This window comes from Vibrio sp. F13 (assembly GCF_020806305.2).
Classification (GTDB): Bacteria; Pseudomonadota; Gammaproteobacteria; order Enterobacterales; family Vibrionaceae; genus Vibrio; species Vibrio crassostreae_C.
In genome coordinates, this window is the sequence record NZ_CP170176.1 from 906126 (window position 1) to 924317 (window position 18192).

Sequence of the window (18192 nt, forward strand, 5' to 3'; positions counted from 1 at the left end):
GCTTATCCTCTGAATGGTTAATTTAAAACTTAGAACAATGAGCGTATGTATTCTTTTACTCGGTCGATGTGTTCGTGCGGGTCAATCTCGCAGCGTTGGTTCATTTCTAGGAATCGCTCAGCGTATTTATCGTAGATTTTGTTTTCCAAAAACAGCAGATACAACTTGGGATCGATATGACCGCTGGTGGCCATGTCGGTCATGATGTTGAGTGATTCGCTTAAGAGTTTACCTTTCTTATAAGGGCGATCACTAGAGGTGAGCGCTTCAAAGACATCAGCAATTGCCATTGCTCTGGACGGCAGAGGTAACTGGTCTTCGTTTAAGCCTCTTGGGTATCCCTTACCGTCGATACGTTCGTGGTGTCCGCTGGCGATATCCGGAATGTTTTGAAGGTAAGGCGGGTAAGGCAGCTTGTTGAGCATGGTGAAGGTTTGGATAATATGATCGTTGATCATGAAACGTTCTTCATCGTTTAGCGTACCACGGCGTACTTTCAAATTGTGCAGTTCACCTTGGTTGTATTTAACTTCTCCGGGCTTAAGTACAAACGCTTCTTGCCATACATCGCCAGGGTTAAAGCCATTGTCCCAAGGTATTTTATGCTCCGGTTTGTCTGCAAGCAGAGGCTCCATGACAGGCAAACCCTTTTCCTGACTTGTTGGCTCAGTTCTCTCTTTCTCAACCGACTCTTTTTGGGTGTTAAATCTCTCTTTTTCAGACCAAGACAAACCCAATTGATCATCCAGTGTACGTTTCCATTGGCGTTTGGCTATTTGATCTAAGCGTTCTAGCTGCTCTTCCGTCATAGATTCGCCGCCAAGATTACACTCAGCAACGAAGGCAAACTCCTCATCCAGTTCAGACAGGTTTTGTTCGAGTATTTTGAGTTGTTCTTCTTGTAGTGCACCGTTCGCCATCGCTTTCCAGTAATCGGTTTCCGCTTGCTGTTTCAACAACTCAAAACGCATTCGCACTTCGTGGATTCGGTCGTAAATGGTTTCCAGTTTTGTTGCCTTATCTACCACATATTCAGGCGTGGTCACCTTGCCGCAGTCATGAAGCCAAGCGGCGAGCATCAACTCTTCCCACTGTTTACTGTCCAATGAGAATTGCGGGTAATAGCGGTCATCATCTATGGTTGCTTGAGTTAGCCATTTGGTGAGCTCAGGCACTCGTTGGCAATGCCCGCCCGTATAAGGTGACTTGGTATCAATCGCCGATGCAATCAGCTCAATAAAGGCATTAAGCATGTCTTTTTGTTGCTGCATTTGGTCGATGTTGTCTTTCGCTATTTCCGCAAAGCTGAGCAACTCTCTTAAAAAGGCGTGCTTGTCTGCCTGCATCTTGGTAATTGGTCTCTCATAGCCAATTGCCACAATCCCTACCAACAGTTTCTCTCGGTTTAATAGTGGAAATAGGTACAGGTCTGAATTGAAGATCGAATCTTGGTAATAGTTGAGAACATTGTCTTCTCTGTTCAAATGGATCGTCTCACCAGATTTAAGCTGACACAGCAACCAAGGCGTGTGTTTGATGAAGTCATTGATGTCGGCCTTAAAAGGAAGAATGGCAAGGTTAGCTGCCGTATCAAACACGTCTTTCTCTTTGGACTGAGTGAAAAGGATAATGGTTTCTGCTTTGGTGATTAAATAGCTTTGATGAGCAATGTTCTTGGCTAAGATCGAAAACTCCTGATTCCCGGCGGTGTCTCGAAGTAGGGTAATCAGATCATGAAGCGTGTGTTCCATTAGCTCAATCGAGTGGGCGAGGTTAGCCACTTCTTGAATCATGCTTTTGGGATAATGAGTACGCCTGAAGTCGAACCGAGCGATGTTGTCGGTGAGTTGCATCAGCGTATTGAGCTGCTGAGACAGTCGATTAGCAACAAACCATACGATAGCGAAGCAGATGAACAACATCCCAATCGCGACCGCAACTTGCTTGTCTCGCATCGAGATAAGATCAGCGAGCAGCTCATTGTGTGGCGTCGCTTCTGCCAAGTATAAGGTGACATTTTGAGTCAGTTGAACCGGCGTTAGCGTTAGTGCCCAAGTGTTTAAGTTGTACTCAACGTTTTTTAGATTGAGGTTAAACTTCTCTTCATCAGAGATAAGCGGCGCAATAACGGACGCTTTCAATGCTTCCATCTGTTCACGTTTGGGCACATTAAAGAAGCTTTGGTCTTGCTCACTGCCAGAGAGATTCCCCGTCGTTTGGTTGTTCGTTTGCTCAGTTTTACTTGTGTCATCAGATTGGGAGTCAGGCTTGGGTACTGATAGCTCAAGTTGATGCTGACCGAGAAGATTAAAATGTTGATCGAACAAGGCGAGTCGGGTTTGCGGAGAATAAGCTAATTCACTGATCTGAGAAGAGAGGGAACTCAACGTAAAGTCGGCACCAACCACATGCTTGCCATCGGCAGAACGCCTAGAGAGCGTAATACCATTGGTTTGCAGGAAATAGAACAGATAGGGTTCAGAGAGTTGTATTGAGCCATCAGGCTTTGCGTTACGAAACCAAGGACGAGTTGTGGGGTTGAACTTACTCTCTGCTTGTCGAGTACTGATCACTTGATGTGCGCCATCAAGATAGGTAATAAAGTTTTCACCGTCTAGATTGGTGCTGCTGACCATCATGGTCGCTTTAGCGGGCGCGCTGTTTTCGGCTCTCTGTTTATTGGTGCTTAATGGACGAAAGATTCTGAAGTCACCATCTTCAGAACCATAAAATAGAGCGACCAAATTGGTGTTTTGCTTGAAGATGATATCGACCGAAGCAAGCCAAGAGTCTTTTTCGACAGCGGAAGCTTGATGAGCAACAAACGGGCTCACCGCCATCACATTTAAGGTTGTGATAACAGGGGCAATGGCTTGTTTAAATACTGATTCCAGTTTGTCGCGGTGCTCATTACTGATCTCGCGCACTGTGCCTAGCAGCAGCTCTTGGGAGTGCCGATAACTTATCGAAATCAATACCGCACCGACAAGTGTTGTCAAAATTAGGAAAAGGCTAGTGATGTGGATACTCAGCGGATATCGTCTTCTTCTCATCTAACACTCCGGTTTGTAGACTGGTTTAAGTATTGACGAACTTGGGTAGGTTGCAAAAAATTGGCGCAATTACCGAGTGTGTGCGGTTCTACTTAGATAAGGCCAAGCGCTGGCTGGCTCTGGTTAGCCACGTATTCCCGTGTCGTGTAAATGAACCAGTAATAAACCTTTATGTTTGGGTGCTAATTGTCACTTTCAGCTGATAAACTGGCCGAATTGTTGCCATTAGGCATTCATTTTCTGAAGTATTCTTTTCCTGAAAGAGATTCAGAGTTACTTTCTGAAAAACGTATTTTGACCGAGCGAAGAGGGCATTGATTCATGGAACTCAAAGTAGATACTCACACCCACACATACGCAAGTGGTCATGCTTACAGCACATTGATCGAAAACGCCAAGTCGGCAAAGCAAAATGGTTTAGCCATGTTTTGTACTACTGATCATTCAGAATCAATGCCGGGCGCGCCACACTATTGGTTCTTCAGCAATCAGCGTGTGCTCCCTCGTTTTATTGAAGATGTCGCAATTATTCGAGGTGTTGAGTCAAACATCATGAACACACAGGGTGAAATCGACATCCATCCGAGTGTGGATAAGAACTTGGATTGGGTGATCGCGAGTTTTCATGAGCCAGTATTTCGCCCATCGGATGTCGCTACCCATACAGAAGCATTGTTGAATGTGATTAAGGGCGGTCGAATTGATGCGCTTGGTCACTTAGGCAATCCTAATTTTGATTTCGATTTCGAAGCCGTTATTCAATGTGCGGTTGAGAACAACGTGGCGATTGAGATCAACAACACCACACTCAAAGGCAATAGCCGAGTTGGCAGTGTTGACCGCTGCTATGAGATTGCAAGAATAGCGAAAGCGAAGGGTGCATTTATTACAACAGGCAGCGATGCGCATTTCTGTTTAGATGTCGGTGGCTTAGACTTAGTCGCAGCATTGTTAGATGAAGTGGGCGTAGATTCGAGTAAAGTGATTACCCATTCGCCAAAGCAGTTCCTAGCCTTTTTGGCCTTGCGCGGTCGTAATGAAATCCCAGAATATTCAGATCTTGTTTAAGAGAATGTCGGCGGGTTTGCATTTCGACACAATCAATTTTTGTGCCTGAAAGATTTTTGTATACACTAGCCGAAAATAATAAAGTCGAAGTGCCACAGTAATGACGGCTCTAACTTCAAAGACACCGCTTCACTTGGAGAAACAATGAAAACTCGCTCAATCCTTTTATCTGGCTTAATCGCTGCTTCAGTATTGTCTGGCAACGCATTTGCTAATGTAGACCTTAAGAAAAACATGCAAGAAATGAAGCTTGCGTTCAAACAAGCGGCAGAAGCTCAAAGCATTGAAGAGATGCAAAAGCCTATCGTTCGTTTAGATTCGCTAGTGGCAGAGCTGAAAACGGGTGTTTACCCAGTCGAGAAAGAAGACAACTTCATGGAAGGCTTCAAAAAGATCAGTGCATCACTGGATAGCATTGAGCAGAAGCTAGACCAAGGTGACTTAGCGTCGGCACAGCAAGAACTTCGTACTATTGATGGCCTTCGTGAAGAGTACCATGAGAAGCGTAACCCAAGCATCTGGAGCAAGATCTTTGGTTAATTCGTTAATCATGAACGTTTGCTAGATAGGTAACAAAGAGCAAACCTCAAGATTCGATTTCTAAAACGCCGCCTTACATTACCCTCTTTCGAGGAAGGTGTAAGGCGGCGTTTTTATTGTCTCTTTTATCGAAAGCCTGCTGCAAAGAGATGAGTATTACTTTGTTAGCTTTAGTGTTGTAACCAGTATTTAACGAAAAAGAGTGTGCGTTAGCTTCAATTTTTTAACTTGCTGTTAATCTTTACGTTTACCTATATTCCAAGTCCCTCATAATAAGGGAAATTTATAAAGACTTGGAATAATGCGCCGAACCTCGTTCAACTTCTTCATGTTACTTGCAACAGCATTAAGCTGGGCGCTAGTGACATTAATGCCTGTTATCAATGCTCATGGTAATAGTGCGGGAGTATGGGCGTCGTTATGTACGGTCAATGGCTTTGAATTGGTTCAAATCGAAGAAGGCGAACCTAATACTCATAAAGGAAAGCCGTGTCCGTTTAGCCATTTTTCCACGTTTCACCAAGATGAACTTCCCACTACACTGCTGACAACTCGACTGAGTTCTATTGTCTCCGACAGCTACGCTTTTTTGGCTCTAAGCGAACGCTACACGAGGCAAGCCCCGCGCGGCCCTCCCTTTGTTATTGCTTAAACCTAACCCATTAAAATAATTAAAAAATAAAGTATTAAGTAAAGTTAAACATGCTCAGATTACTTTCTGATTTTTCAGAAGGTATGTTTGCGTGTGTCAAAGGAAATTATAATGTTGAGAAATGAATCTCAAACCCCTGCGAAAGCACAAGCAACTTCGCAGTCTAAAAGCAGTGCAACAACCGGTTCGGAAACCAATATAAAAAGCAAAGACCGCAATAAAACCCTCTATTTCCTCACATGGCGCTGGCACTTCTATGCTGGGCTATTTGTTATCCCGTTTATGTTAATGCTGAGCATTACAGGTTTGGTGATGCTGTTTGATGATGAAATCGAATTGACTTTCCACCACGAAGCCCTAGAGATTGTTGCATCGGGCGAGCCGATTAAAGTGTCACAACAGTTAGCTGCAGTACAACTTCAATACCCACAAGGTTCGGTTACCCAGTTTGTTCCGAGCAAAGCTCCTGATCTGGCTAACCGCTTTTCGGTAGCACTTGTAGACGGCACATCGGTCTTCGCCACGGTAAATCAATATACGGGCGAAGTGGTCGGAGAGATTCCGCGTAGCGACAGCCTGTACCAACTCGCGAATGACATTCACGGCACTTTGTTGATTGGTGATTGGGGTGATTATCTAATTGAAGTCGCAATAAGCTTGTCTATTCTGTTGCTCATCAGTGGTATTTACTTATGGTTACCTAGAGATAACGCGAGCCGCGCTGGTTTTCTTAAGCTTCGATTTGGTTCAGGAACGCGTATTTTAATGCGTGATCTGCATGCGAACATTGGAGGTGTGTTATCGCTCGTTCTGTTGTTGTTTATTCTGTCTGGATTGGCATGGACAGGTTTTTGGGGCGGTAAGCTTGTTCAAGCATGGAGCACTTTCCCTGCTCAAATGTGGGACGATATTCCGTTGTCTGATAAGACGCACGCTTCCCTCAACCATGGCTCAGAAGAAGAGCTACCTTGGAACTTGGAGCAAACACTATTGCCTTTGTCTCAAGATAAGCCAGCAGAACACGTTCATCATGTGGAAGAGGCGACGGAACCTCATGATCACTCTAAGATGGGTGAAGATCACTCTCAACATGTGTTGTCAGCAAGCAACTTCGACATTGATGACGTTACTGAAAAAGCATACTCACTTGGCTTTACACGATACAAGGTGAATTTCCCGCGTTCAGAAACGGGTGTTTACACGGTCACAGCCAACACTATGGGCGGTGACATCATTGATCCAACGCAGGACCGTACTACGCACCTCGACCAATACTCAGGTCGTATTTTGGGTGAGGTGACATGGCAAGATTATAACTTCATTGCCAAAACGTTAGCGGTAGGTATTTCATTGCATCAAGGTGACAACAGCATCATTAACAAGCTTCTAAATGCTTTGTTTTGTTTGGCGTTCATTGTTGTGTCCGTGACTGGCGGTGTGATGTGGTGGATACGTAGACCTTCAGGTCAAAGAAAGCTTGGCACGCCACCGAAGTTTGGCGATGCAGGGCTTTGGAAGACAGGTTTAGTGATCGTGATAGTTATTTCAGTACTGTTTCCACTGGCGGGAGCGACGATCGTGACAGCAATGCTGCTGGATTGGTTACTATTTTCACGCGTTGAGAAATTCAAGACGGCATTGAGTTAATTGATATACAAACTGACCTCCTTTTTGAGGAGGTCAGTTTCATTATTCAGATGACATGCTCTGTTTATTAAGAAGACGTTAGACTTGTACAGCTCTATATTTGATAAAGCTCTAACGGAAGCCCGTCAGGATCGGCAAAAAAAGTAAATGCTTTACCTGTAAATTCATCAATTCGGATCTGTTCGACTTCGACTCTTTGTTCTTCCAAATAGCTTTTGATTTGTTGAACGTCATCAACACAAAAAGCTAAGTGTCTTAGCCCTTGAGCTTCAGGAAAGCTAGGTCTTTCCGGTGCGTTAGGGAAGCTGAATAGTTCTATCTGAGCACCATTAGGTAGCGCTAAATCAAGTTTGTACGACTGGCGAGCCTCTCGATAGTTTTCGGCAATGATCTCAAGTTTTAAAATCTCGGTGTAAAAGTGCTTCGATGCGTTGTAGTTTGAACAGATTATGGCTGCGTGGTGTATTCCTTTCAACATCAGTTTATTTCTCCTGCCAACTTGTCACCTAAGTGCTCCATGGCGTAATCAATGAATACACGCAGTCGAGCGGGCATGTACTTGGTTTGAGCAAACTGCATCGCAATCGCACCATGGTAATTACTCTTGATGGTCCAATCTTCCAACACTTGTACTACAGACCCTTCAGCCAACGCATCTTGAATCACGAAGTCATGGAAAATACCGACGCCTAGACCTTCTTTCACACCTTTCAGTCGCATCTGCGAGTGGTTAACTGCGTAACGTCCACTGACGGGTACTGTGTGAAATTCATCATCTTTAAGAAAATCCCAAATGTGATCTTTGTCTGTCTCTGCAAGATACAAACAGTCGTGTTCAGACAGCTCGGTAGGGTGGTGAGGAATCCCCTTGGCATCTAAATAGTCAGGGCTTGCACACAACACGAGGTTTGTTTTTCCTAACTCTTTCAATACTAAGCTTTCGTCGGGCTTATCAGTCAGGCGGAAAGCAATGTCGATGCCTTGACGTAAAATATCGATGTCGCCGTCAGCCGCTCTCAATTTAAGTTGGATTTCTGGATACTGATTTAAGAATGGAACAACGAAAGGCTGCAATACCGAATTCAAGAAGGCTTCAGGCGCCGCTACCGTTATCGAGCCTGCAGGTTCGGTATGGTCGGAGGTAGACAGTTCAACGGCTTGTTGCGCTGCGTTGATCATCACCACACTCTGATCATAAACCAATTGACCCGCTTGCGTAATGATAAGGGTACGAGTGGTACGCTCAAACAGTTTCACCGATAGCGCTTTTTCCAAGCGGGTGATGAGCTTACTCAAGGCTGATGGTGTCACGCCTAACTGTTTTGCTGCAGCCGTAAAACTACCTTCGTTAACCACCAAAATGAACGAGGCGAGATCCGGAAGCAGGGCGATGAGTTTTGGGTTAATCATAAGTATCCAGTTAAGCTAGTTTCAACGATGAACTTAATGGTCATTGTGAGCGATTTACTTTGATTTGTGAATCAATTTCATTAATTGATTGACGTGATTGCTCTGATAGGTTGTTGTGTTTGAAGCTCATCTGTATAGCGGCGTTGCTGCTGCGCATTCTGAGATGAAAAATTGAGATTTGATATGAAAGCGAAATTAGACGGAAATTATAGCTAATTTGGCGTTTAAAAAAGCAGGTGAAGGGCGTTAATGTGCCCTATGTCACTGGGATGAACTATTATTAGTGCCTGTGATTCATTAATGTTTTTCCAACTAAAGGGATAATCGGAACGGGGATGTTCAACTAGAATATAGGCATAAGTTTTACAGTGTAAATGATCGTGTTGAGATCGTTTACATCCCTACATAAAGCGGCGCGCGATGCTGCTAAATTATAACTAGGAAGGAATGAGACAATGTCTTCTGCATTTTACCAACAGATTCAAACTCAAATCGAAGAAGTTAAAGAAGAAGGTCTTTACAAGTCTGAGCGCATTATTACTTCTGCACAAAAAGCAGCGGTTTCTATCTCGACTGGTGAAGAAGTACTAAACTTCTGTGCAAACAACTACTTAGGTCTTGCTAACCACCCAGCTCTTATCGAAGCAGCTAAAGATGGTATGGATCAGCACGGTTTTGGTATGGCTTCAGTACGTTTCATCTGTGGTACTCAAGATTCTCACAAAGAACTAGAGCAAAAGCTTTCTACGTTCCTAGGTAAAGAAGACACTATCCTTTACACATCTTGTTTTGATGCAAACGCTGGTTTGTTCGAAACAATTCTAGGTAAAGAAGACGCAATCATCTCTGACGCACTAAACCACGCATCTATCATCGATGGCGTTCGTCTGTGTAAAGCAATGCGTTTCCGTTACTCGAACAACAACATGGAAGAGCTAGAGCAGCAACTTATCGCTGCTAAAGAAGCTGGCGCTCGTCACACACTAATCGTAACTGACGGTGTGTTCTCAATGGACGGCGTAGTGGCTAACCTTCCTGCTATCTGTGACCTTGCAGACAAGTACGATGCACTAGTAATGGTTGATGACTCTCACGCAGTGGGCTTCATGGGCGAAAACGGAGCGGGTACTCACGAGTTCCACAACGTTGTAGACCGTATCGATATCATCACTGGTACTCTTGGTAAAGCAATGGGTGGCGCTTCAGGCGGTTACACTTCTGGTAAGAAAGAAGTGATCGACTGGCTACGTCAGCGTTCTCGTCCATACCTATTCTCTAACTCTGTTGCTCCTGCAATCGTATCTGCGTCTATCCGCGTTCTAGATCTTCTTGCGGAATCTGGCGACCTACGTACTCAACTATGGGAAAACTCTGCTCACTTCCGTACTCGCATGGAAGAAGCTGGCTTCACTATGGGCGGTGCAGACCACGCAATCATCCCAATCATGCTTGGTGATGCAAAAGTAGCGGCTGAGTTCGCTGAGCGCGCACTAGAGAAAGGCATCTACGTTGTAGGTTTCTCTTTCCCTGTAGTACCAAAAGGTCAAGCTCGTATCCGTACGCAAATGTCTGCTGCACACTCTCGTGAGCAACTAGACCGCGCAATCGATGCGTTCATCCAAGTTGGTAAAGACATGGGTATCATCTAATTTTGAAGGGGTGCCACGAGCATCCTTTAATTAGATAGAACAACACCCAGTAGAACATATAGATTTTTGATTCTCGCCTTACAGTTAGGCGAGATGAACTAGGTAACATTATGAAAATTAAAGCACTTTCTAAGCTAAAGCCTGAAGAAGGCATTTGGATGACCGAGGTTGAAAAACCTGAAATGGGTCATAATGATCTTCTTATTCGTATTAAGAAAACCGCAATTTGTGGTACTGACGTACATATCTACAACTGGGATGAGTGGTCACAAAACACAATCCCAGTACCTATGGTAGTAGGTCACGAATACGTGGGTGAAGTTGTTGGCATTGGCCAAGAAGTTCGTGGTTTTGAAATCGGCGACCGTGTATCTGGCGAAGGTCACATCACATGTGGTCACTGTCGTAACTGTCGTGGCGGCCGTACTCACCTTTGTCGTAACACAACAGGTGTTGGTGTTAACCGCACTGGTGCGTTCTCTGAGTTCCTTGTGATCCCTGCGTTCAACGCATTTAAGATCCCTGCAGAAATCTCTGACGATCTAGCTTCAATCTTTGACCCGTTTGGTAACGCAGTACACACAGCACTTTCTTTCGACCTAGTTGGCGAAGACGTGCTAATTACTGGTGCTGGTCCAATCGGTATCATGGCTGCAGCTGTTGCTAAGCACGTTGGTGCTCGTCACGTTGTAATCACTGATGTAAACGAGTACCGCCTAGATCTTGCTAAGAAAATGGGTGTGACTCGCGCAGTAAACGTGATGGAAGAGAAGCTTGAAGACGTAATGTCTGATCTTGGCATGACTGAAGGCTTCGATGTAGGCCTAGAAATGTCTGGTAACCCATCTGCGTTCAACAGCATGCTGACTAACATGAACCACGGCGGTAAGATCTCTCTACTAGGTATTCCACCATCAGACATGGCAGTAGACTGGAACCAAGTCATCTTTAAAGGCTTGGTTATCAAAGGTATCTACGGTCGTGAGATGTTCGAAACTTGGTACAAGATGGCTTCTTTGATTCAATCTGGCCTAGATCTAACACCAATTATTACTCACCACTACAAAGTGGACGACTTCCAGAAAGGCTTCGACATGATGCGATCTGGTATGTCTGGTAAGGTAATTTTAGACTGGGAGTAGGATACTACCGGTTTTGAATATCAGAAGGCAACAGGTAAAACTGTTGCCTTTTTTGTCGCCATTCTTAATTGATAATTAATTTAAACTATTGATATTTAGTGGTTATTTTTGTTTTTTCATATAGTGGCAAGTTTGATTCAATCAGGGTTAGACCTATCACCAATCATTACTCATCACTTTAAAATTGATGATTTCCAAACTGGCTTCGATGCTATGCGTAGTGGGCTTTCTGGCAAGGTTATCCTTGATTGGGAATAGAAAAAAATAGGCTCTAAATAGCAAAAGGCGACAGTGAAAATGTCGCCTTTTTTACGAATAAAACCGCTAAATAACGGTCGATTACAGTGTCTGCCGCCACTTTGTCGCCATTAATTCTCTAATGGATTGAGGTGTACAGCTTGTATCAAATGTTCTGGAGCAAAATGAGAATACGCCATTGTCTGCTCAATCTTAGTATGCCCAAGAATACGCTGTAACACCAAGATATCCCCTTTGTTCATCATAAAATGCGAAGCAAAGGTATGCCGTAGAACATGCGTCGCTTGCCCACTCGGAACGTGCTCTGGTAAAGCTTTTTTAATGTAGCGCCAGGCGTCCTTGTAACTCGTGTTAAAAATTTCATGGTCGCTCACGGCGATATCTAAGATCTCTTGATATAAAGCTGGTGAGATGGGCACACTTCGATTCCTCTTACCTTTTGTCTCGGTGTAAGTCAGTTTAAATTCAGCTACCTGTGAACGGGTAAGAGTTAGAGCTTCACTTATACGGGCACCGGTGGCTAAGCAAATCTTAGAAATTACAATGAGCTGCGGAATCGAGACTGTAATGACTCGGTTGAAATTTTTCAGGTTAACTAAGAACTCTTCAATTTGTGGCTTGGTTAGATATGCTAGGTTCTTCTCACTTGTTTTGATTGTTTCGATAGCTTCAAGTGGATTGGGGTATTTCCATTGATTGTACTTAATCAGTTTCTTGAACATTCCCTTTAGATAAATCAATTCCGTGTTATGTGTTGTTGGTGAAATCTTAATAGATTTATTTTTGCCACGGTAGGGTATTCGCGCTGCACGATAGTCTAAGTAGTCTCGTTCTTTAAGGTGGGAGGCAATTGGATTCCCTAATTCTTCAATTGTCTTGGCTATTAGCTCCCGAGCTTGTTTACCCGATTTCAACGTATGACCGTGTATGGTCCACCAAGTGTCTAACAGTTCGCTCATTCTACGGTGATCGGTTTTACTTCCCATCCATGGCTTATCGTCAATCTCCTTCATCGTGTGAAGCTCAAAAGCCTTTGCTTCTCCCTTAGTCGTAAACTTTTTACGAACACGTTTCCCCGTTCGCCCATTCGGGTAACATTCGCAGAGCCAAGGTTTGGTAGAACCATCTTTTAAATTGCGGATAGACATAATAAAGCCTAAAATCACTGTATGTAAAAACAGCATAATTAGAGCTGAAACGTAGAACAATGTTTTATATCGGACAAAAAGCACAGGTTAGGCTCCTATCTCAAAGTGCTAAGAAAGCTAATAGGTTATTGCTGTGTATCAATCAATTCATGTGACTGCTGGCTACAGTCATTTCAAAATCAACAGTGATGGTCCAATTGGAGTAAGTAAGAAGAACCAAGGGGTGATTGATGCGGTTTTGAAACTAGGTAATCGCTTTACGGCACCATTTGGTGGGTTTATAGAAGCTGAAAACGTGATCGGTTTGAAGTGGGTGAAGCTGGTCGATATTAAATATCTGTGTACTGATGAAGAAGCCGAAACTATCGAGTACGTGATACAAAAAGACCACTATGTAGTGGGGACGTATCAAGACCGGAAGTTGTATATTTTATTGTTTGGTGGAGAACCAAAGCACCATCAGATCAAATGCCTTGAACAAGATGGGAAAAATAATGTGTTTGGGTTGTTTTAATGTAGAGGTGATAATTTATAAATCAGTTAGGCCAGAAACTTACAGTCCGTATTGTCGGCTCGATCTTCTAAATTAGCAGGTGGCTAGCTCATTTTTGCCCCAAAGTTTGTTTCGACCACTATAGAGGATCATTACTAAACCTAATGATAAACACCTCCAATAACGATGATGCTCAATAGTACTGTATGAACACGACGTGGAAAGCCATCAGTTGAAACTACACCGTCAATGTTGTTGTTTTTTTAAGTAATAGTTGATAATTTGAACCGCATTGAGTTGATATGCATCCGTTTCAATAGGGTGATATGCGGGATTGCTCAGCAGATATAGCGTTATAAGCCATCGTTTTTTGCACCAAATTGAGGGAGTATTAATGGATCTAAAGAAGAAAGCATTTTTATTAGACGTAGGTAAAGAGCTTCCTGAAGAGAACGTGGCTGTTTTTGCAGGAGCTGGAATGTCGGCAGGGGCTGGTTTTGTTAATTGGGCTGAACTGCTTAGACCAATAGCGGATGAACTTGGCTTAGATGTTGAAAAAGAAAGCGATCTTGTAGCGCTTGCACAATTCCATTGCAATGATAATGGCAACAACCGTAGCCAGCTTAATCAAAGGCTTATAGAGGAATTTTCACGAGAAGCATTAGAAACAGATAATCATAAAATCCTTTGTCGGCTACCAATACGCACTTATTGGACTACAAATTATGACAAGATGATTGAGTCTGCTTTAGATAGAGCTGGAAAAATAGCTGATGTTAAATATACAAAAGATCATCTATCAACAACAAGACCAAAGCGTGATGCTGTTGTGTATAAAATGCATGGCGATGTCGAGCATCCAAATCAAGCGGTTTTGACCAAAGATGACTATGAACGTTATCACGTAAAAATGGATCAGTATTTAGCTAATTTGAAAGGTGATCTGATTTCAAAAACTTTCATATTTATTGGCTTTAGTTTTACAGACCCAAATTTGGACTACATCCTAAGTAGAGTCAGGGTTGCGTATGAAGGGAGCCAACGGAGGCATTATTGTTTTATTAAAGCTATAGAACAAGAAAACGATGAAAGTTTAGCTGATTTTGAATACAAGAAAATAAAGCAAAGTTACTTCATCAAAGATCTAGAAAGATTCAATATAAAAACAATAATAGTCAATAATTATTCTGAAATTACAGATTTATTACTACGCCTAGAACAGAATTATAAATCCAAAACTGCTTTTATCTCTGGTGCTGCTCATGAATATGGTGAAATGGATGAAAGGGAGGCACTTAGTTTTGTATATAGCTTAAGTCGGTCTCTAGTTTCCCAAAATTTACGCGTTGTTTCCGGTTTTGGGTTAGGTGTTGGCAGTTCTGTTATCTCAGGCGTATTAGAGCAGACGTTCACTAATCCAAAAGCCAAAATTGAAGATCAGCTTGTGTTACGACCTTTCCCACAATCGACGGAAGGAGAGATGTCTTTATCAGCTTTGTGGACAAAATATAGAGAAGACATGATTGATCATGCTGGCATTGCCTTATTTATGTTTGGTAACAAGTTAAGTAATAACAACGTTGTTTTGTCTAACGGAATGCGTGAGGAGTATGAAATTGCAAAAAATAAAGGGTTATTTTTAATTCCTATTGGTGCTACGGGTTATATGGCTGAGCAACTATGGGAAGAGCAAAACTCAGAAATTCAGAAAAATACGGGCATCTCAATCGAGATGAAGCAACTTTTCAAAAAACTTGGCGACCGCCAAGTTGAGACTAAAGAATTAATTGATTTGGTAATTCATATTATTAACTTAAAAAATAGAGGGATATAAAGTATGGCTAGAAAAGCATTTTTTAGTTTTCAGTTTTCAGAAGATAACTGGCGTGCAAATGTTGTAAGAAACAGTTGGGTTACTCAAGATAGAAAGAGCGCTGGTTTTTTCGACTCTGCTGAGTGGGAAAAAGTAAAAAAGAAAACTGATGCCGAGATAAAAAAGTGGATTGATGGGCAACTGAGTGGATGCTCCGTAACAGTTGTCTTAGTAGGCTCAAAGACTTGTAAGAGTAAATGGGTGAAATATGAAATCGAAAAAAGTATTGAGCTTGGAAAAGGTTTATTAGAAATCGATATAAGTAAAATTAAGAACAAAGACGGCAAGACATCAACCAAAGGAGATTGGATGCTTACTAGTTCATATAAGTCTTATAGGTGGAACAAGGACGATGGGTATAATAATATGGGGACTTGGATCGAAACCGCTGCAAAAGCTGCTGGCCGCTAATTTATTGCTTATAACAAATAAGGATTAAGCGCTGCGAAGCCAGTACTTAATCCGGTTGTTGAACAAGCCCGATGCCTCTATATAAGTAAATTGTGCGATCTTTTCCTGCGGTGATCCCACCTCGATGAATTTCTCAAGGCGAGCGCTGTCGTGATAAGACTATATAGATTACTAAAAGTTATCCGTAACAGACTAAATTAGCATAACCGCTGGCAAACTTCTGTCCAGAACCGTCACAGGCTTAATTCTTACCCGTAGCACCTCCTAGCTCGAAAGAGTGTCCAAATGTTTGATAAAAATAGGTTTCGACTCTTCAGATCATTTATTAGCAAAGTACTCTCGGTAGGTCTTTTAACTTTGTCGTGTATTGTGGTGATAAAAAATTGCGCTTCATAGCCCAGTCATGTGTAGTTCCCTGAGCGGCTAGGAATATCGAATCTCGCCCCAACTTGTTATTGAGTTTATCTATGGCTTGCATCAATGCTGGGTTGTCAGGTTCGGAAAATAAGTCCTGTTGACGCTGCCGATCGGATACTAGGTTCATCGCACCTACGCCAATCTTGTAATAGCTGACACCTGGCTTAAACAACCTAGTTGCCATCAACGTCACTGCTTTAGTCAACTTACTTGTATCATTAGTTGGAAATTCAAATGTGCAGGTTTTTTTGAAGTTTTGTGGTATGTCATCGAAAGGTGATGTGTTGGCAAAAGCCATGAGAGTAGCGCATGAGCTCTTTTGATTACGTGCTTTTCTTGCCACTGTGGCAGCGTGAAAGGCGAGGGCTTGTTTTAGCTCTTCAAGTGATGTTATTCGGTTGCCGACACTGCGAGTGCTAAATATCTGTTGTTTGTCCGCTCTGCATTCGTCCCAAACTTTGCAAGGGTGGCCATTTAACTCACGAACGGTGCGTTCAATTTCTACATTGAAAGAGCACCTTGCTTGTTCAGGACTTAAATTCGCAAGATCTAGAGCTGTTTCAATCCCCATCAACTTCATACGTTGTGTCAATCGCCTTCCAACGCCCCAAACTTCAGATACAGGTTGTGATGTCAAATATTGTTGGCGTTTGTCTTCAGAATCAATGATGCAGACACCATTCAACTTTTTATCAACTTTGGCTACTCTGTTTGCCATTTTTGATAGTGTCAAAGTATCACCCGCACCAAAGCAAACGGGCAGTCGACATTCTTTCCAGACCGTTTGACGAATTCGTTGACCGAAAGAGGTTAAGTCTGACTCAACATGTGAAAAACGGCTTATATCTAAAAAGCATTCATCTATTGAGTAAATATGGCTCCTTGGTGAGAACGTCGTAATTGTTGCCATCATTTTTGCAGACAGATCAGCATATAAAGCATAGTTTGATGAAAAAACGTTCACACCACGCTTTTCAATGAGTGTTTTTTGCTTGAAATAGGGCTCAAACTTTTTGACTCCAGCTTCTTTTGCCAACCGATTTGCTGCTACAACTGCACCATCATTGTTTGATAAGACAATACAGGGTAGGTGTCGTAAATCAGGCCGAAATACTTGTTCACAAGCGACATACATAGCGTTGCAATCTATAAGAGCAAACATTACATGAACTCAGGCAACGGTTTATGTAGACGAATAGAACGTATCACAACCCCTTCAATAGCAAAGGCATCTTCTGGATGGATCTCAATAGGTAAGTGATGAGGATTTGCTGACAGCAAAAGCCTGTTATGCAGATCAAGGATTTTGCACATAAATGCACCATTTAAGCTGACGATAACGGTATCAAAATGCTGAGCTTGTGGCTTTCTGTCGATGACTAACAAGTCGCCATTGAAGATGCCAATTCTTTCCATGGAATCTCCGTTAGCATAAGCAAGATATGTAGCATTGGGGTTATTTACCAAGACAGAATCCAGTGAAACACCAAGCTCAACATACTCAGCTGCTGGTGATTCCCAGGAGGTAAGAGAGCAAGAAATACTGGATGGAGAAAGCGGTAGAATGTGCATGTTTACGACCTAAGAACCTATACTGTATAAATATACAGTATAGGTTCTAGGGCCGTCAATGTTTGTAAAACTAAGTGCGGTTTAATTAACCTTTTGTTCGAATTAACAAAGCGTACGTTTAAAAGTTGAGCTTGTTCGAACCCATTAGGTATGCGAGCGACTGCATCGTGATTTTCTTCACATGATGGCAGTCTATTCCAATACTTTAACTGTGAGTGTTTTTATTATTCTGTACGTATGAATACTAAATCAATTTTTCTAGAGTATATCCATCGCGCAAATGCTCATTGCGATAGCTGTTTAAACCAGTTGTTTGTATTGATGACTCAAGCTGTGATGAAGGTCGATTCTGACGATATAGCTTTGCATTTGATGAACGATGTATCGGAGCCCGATTTGTTGTTGCTGATCGTTTTAACCGATATTGATTTAACTACTCAGTATGACGAACTCATACTTGCGATTGCTGTCACTCACGTAATGAACTTTGAAAGTCATCCACTTCACTAGATCTGTAGCTTGGTGTTCAAAAATGCAGTCGCCTGGACAGTTCATTAGTACAGTCATCCATATAACTTGTTAGTTCTATCACTGGATTGCTAATTTGAAATGGTCTAAATGTATAGGGTCACTTTCACCCTAATATTATATATAGAGTAAAAGTGACCCCCATGAAAACATCCCAAAGCTACGCTTTGAAAGACCTCTATTAGTTCATGAGCGTAGCTCATGGTTGTTCCTAAGGTAATTTAAGTAACTCAATCCTATGAAGAGCTACTTGTTGTAGTGGATTAAATCGCTTAATTACTGATTCGTAGTTACACAGCATGTTGGAAGTCGGATAGTTAAATGGAAGCGC

Annotated in this window: 17 protein-coding genes; 11 read left to right on the forward strand and 6 right to left on the reverse strand. The window is 42.5% G+C overall.

Annotated elements, in window-relative coordinates:
• Positions 1 to 29 precede the first annotated feature (29 nt).
• Complete coding sequence (locus tag LMH68_RS19040; RefSeq protein ID WP_229647728.1) at positions 30 to 3053, reverse strand: HD domain-containing phosphohydrolase; 3024 nt, start codon at positions 3051 to 3053, stop codon at positions 30 to 32.
• Positions 3054 to 3374: 321 nt separating this feature from the next.
• Here LMH68_RS19040 and LMH68_RS19045 point away from each other — a divergent pair, with 321 nt between their 5' ends.
• From LMH68_RS19045 to LMH68_RS19060, 4 genes are all read left to right on the forward strand, one after another.
• Positions 3375 to 4121, forward strand: coding sequence for a phosphatase (locus LMH68_RS19045; RefSeq protein WP_017059533.1), 747 nt, complete (start codon positions 3375 to 3377; stop codon positions 4119 to 4121).
• 144 nt (positions 4122 to 4265) lie between these two features.
• A complete protein-coding gene (locus tag LMH68_RS19050; RefSeq protein WP_229647729.1) occupies positions 4266 to 4661 on the forward strand; it encodes a cytochrome b562 in 396 nt (131 codons plus the stop codon).
• 301 nt (positions 4662 to 4962) lie between these two features.
• A complete protein-coding gene (locus LMH68_RS19055) occupies positions 4963 to 5313 on the forward strand; it encodes a hypothetical protein (protein ID WP_017064798.1) in 351 nt (116 codons plus the stop codon).
• A gap of 111 nt (positions 5314 to 5424) precedes the next feature.
• Entirely contained in the window at positions 5425 to 6960 is a 1536-nt protein-coding gene (locus tag LMH68_RS19060; RefSeq protein ID WP_229647730.1) for a PepSY-associated TM helix domain-containing protein, read from the forward strand.
• Between the two features lie 94 nt (positions 6961 to 7054).
• On the opposite strand, the gene LMH68_RS19065 is transcribed toward LMH68_RS19060, so the two are convergent.
• On the reverse strand, positions 7055 to 7438 hold the full coding sequence (locus LMH68_RS19065; RefSeq protein WP_017067620.1) for a VOC family protein: 384 nt from the start codon (positions 7436 to 7438) through the stop codon (positions 7055 to 7057).
• Positions 7438 to 8370: a LysR family transcriptional regulator gene (locus tag LMH68_RS19070; protein ID WP_017059538.1), complete on the reverse strand. Its 933-nt coding sequence runs from the start codon at positions 8368 to 8370 to the stop codon at positions 7438 to 7440. Before LMH68_RS19070 ends, LMH68_RS19065 begins: the two co-directional genes overlap by 1 nt.
• A gap of 455 nt (positions 8371 to 8825) precedes the next feature.
• Between LMH68_RS19070 and LMH68_RS19075 the strand changes: the two genes are divergently transcribed.
• The 3 genes from LMH68_RS19075 (at position 8826) to LMH68_RS19085 (ending at position 11419) form a co-directional block, all read left to right on the forward strand.
• Positions 8826 to 10019 carry a glycine C-acetyltransferase gene (locus LMH68_RS19075; RefSeq protein ID WP_017064793.1) on the forward strand — a complete coding sequence of 398 codons (1194 nt, stop codon included), beginning with the start codon at positions 8826 to 8828 and terminating at the stop codon, positions 10017 to 10019.
• A 110-nt stretch (positions 10020 to 10129) separates the two neighbouring features.
• Positions 10130 to 11161: an L-threonine 3-dehydrogenase gene (gene tdh / locus LMH68_RS19080; RefSeq protein ID WP_017059546.1), complete on the forward strand. Its 1032-nt coding sequence runs from the start codon at positions 10130 to 10132 to the stop codon at positions 11159 to 11161.
• A 108-nt stretch (positions 11162 to 11269) separates the two neighbouring features.
• Complete coding sequence (locus LMH68_RS19085) at positions 11270 to 11419, forward strand: L-threonine 3-dehydrogenase (protein ID WP_371958531.1); 150 nt, start codon at positions 11270 to 11272, stop codon at positions 11417 to 11419.
• A gap of 110 nt (positions 11420 to 11529) precedes the next feature.
• On the opposite strand, the gene LMH68_RS19090 is transcribed toward LMH68_RS19085, so the two are convergent.
• A complete protein-coding gene (locus LMH68_RS19090) occupies positions 11530 to 12567 on the reverse strand; it encodes a tyrosine-type recombinase/integrase (RefSeq protein ID WP_029203706.1) in 1038 nt (345 codons plus the stop codon).
• Between the two features lie 133 nt (positions 12568 to 12700).
• On the opposite strand from LMH68_RS19090, the gene LMH68_RS19095 reads away from it, so the two are divergent.
• The 3 genes from LMH68_RS19095 (at position 12701) to LMH68_RS19105 (ending at position 15344) form a co-directional block, all read left to right on the forward strand.
• Complete coding sequence (locus tag LMH68_RS19095; RefSeq protein ID WP_016800220.1) at positions 12701 to 13081, forward strand: hypothetical protein; 381 nt, start codon at positions 12701 to 12703, stop codon at positions 13079 to 13081.
• Between the two features lie 373 nt (positions 13082 to 13454).
• A complete protein-coding gene (locus LMH68_RS19100) occupies positions 13455 to 14894 on the forward strand; it encodes an SIR2 family protein (protein ID WP_229647731.1) in 1440 nt (479 codons plus the stop codon).
• 3 nt (positions 14895 to 14897) lie between these two features.
• Entirely contained in the window at positions 14898 to 15344 is a 447-nt protein-coding gene (locus LMH68_RS19105; protein ID WP_122045054.1) for a TIR domain-containing protein, read from the forward strand.
• A 325-nt stretch (positions 15345 to 15669) separates the two neighbouring features.
• Here the strand turns inward: LMH68_RS19105 and LMH68_RS19110 are convergent, their stop codons facing one another.
• Both LMH68_RS19110 and LMH68_RS19115 read right to left on the reverse strand, forming a co-directional pair.
• Entirely contained in the window at positions 15670 to 16923 is a 1254-nt protein-coding gene (locus tag LMH68_RS19110; protein ID WP_017059572.1) for a Y-family DNA polymerase, read from the reverse strand.
• On the reverse strand, positions 16923 to 17333 hold the full coding sequence (locus LMH68_RS19115; protein ID WP_029203707.1) for a LexA family protein: 411 nt from the start codon (positions 17331 to 17333) through the stop codon (positions 16923 to 16925). The genes LMH68_RS19110 and LMH68_RS19115 overlap by 1 nt, the downstream gene beginning before the upstream one ends.
• A gap of 237 nt (positions 17334 to 17570) precedes the next feature.
• Between LMH68_RS19115 and LMH68_RS19120 the strand changes: the two genes are divergently transcribed.
• Positions 17571 to 17843, forward strand: a complete 273-nt coding sequence (locus LMH68_RS19120; RefSeq protein WP_016800232.1) for a hypothetical protein — start codon at positions 17571 to 17573, stop codon at positions 17841 to 17843.
• Positions 17844 to 18192: the final 349 nt, after the last annotated feature.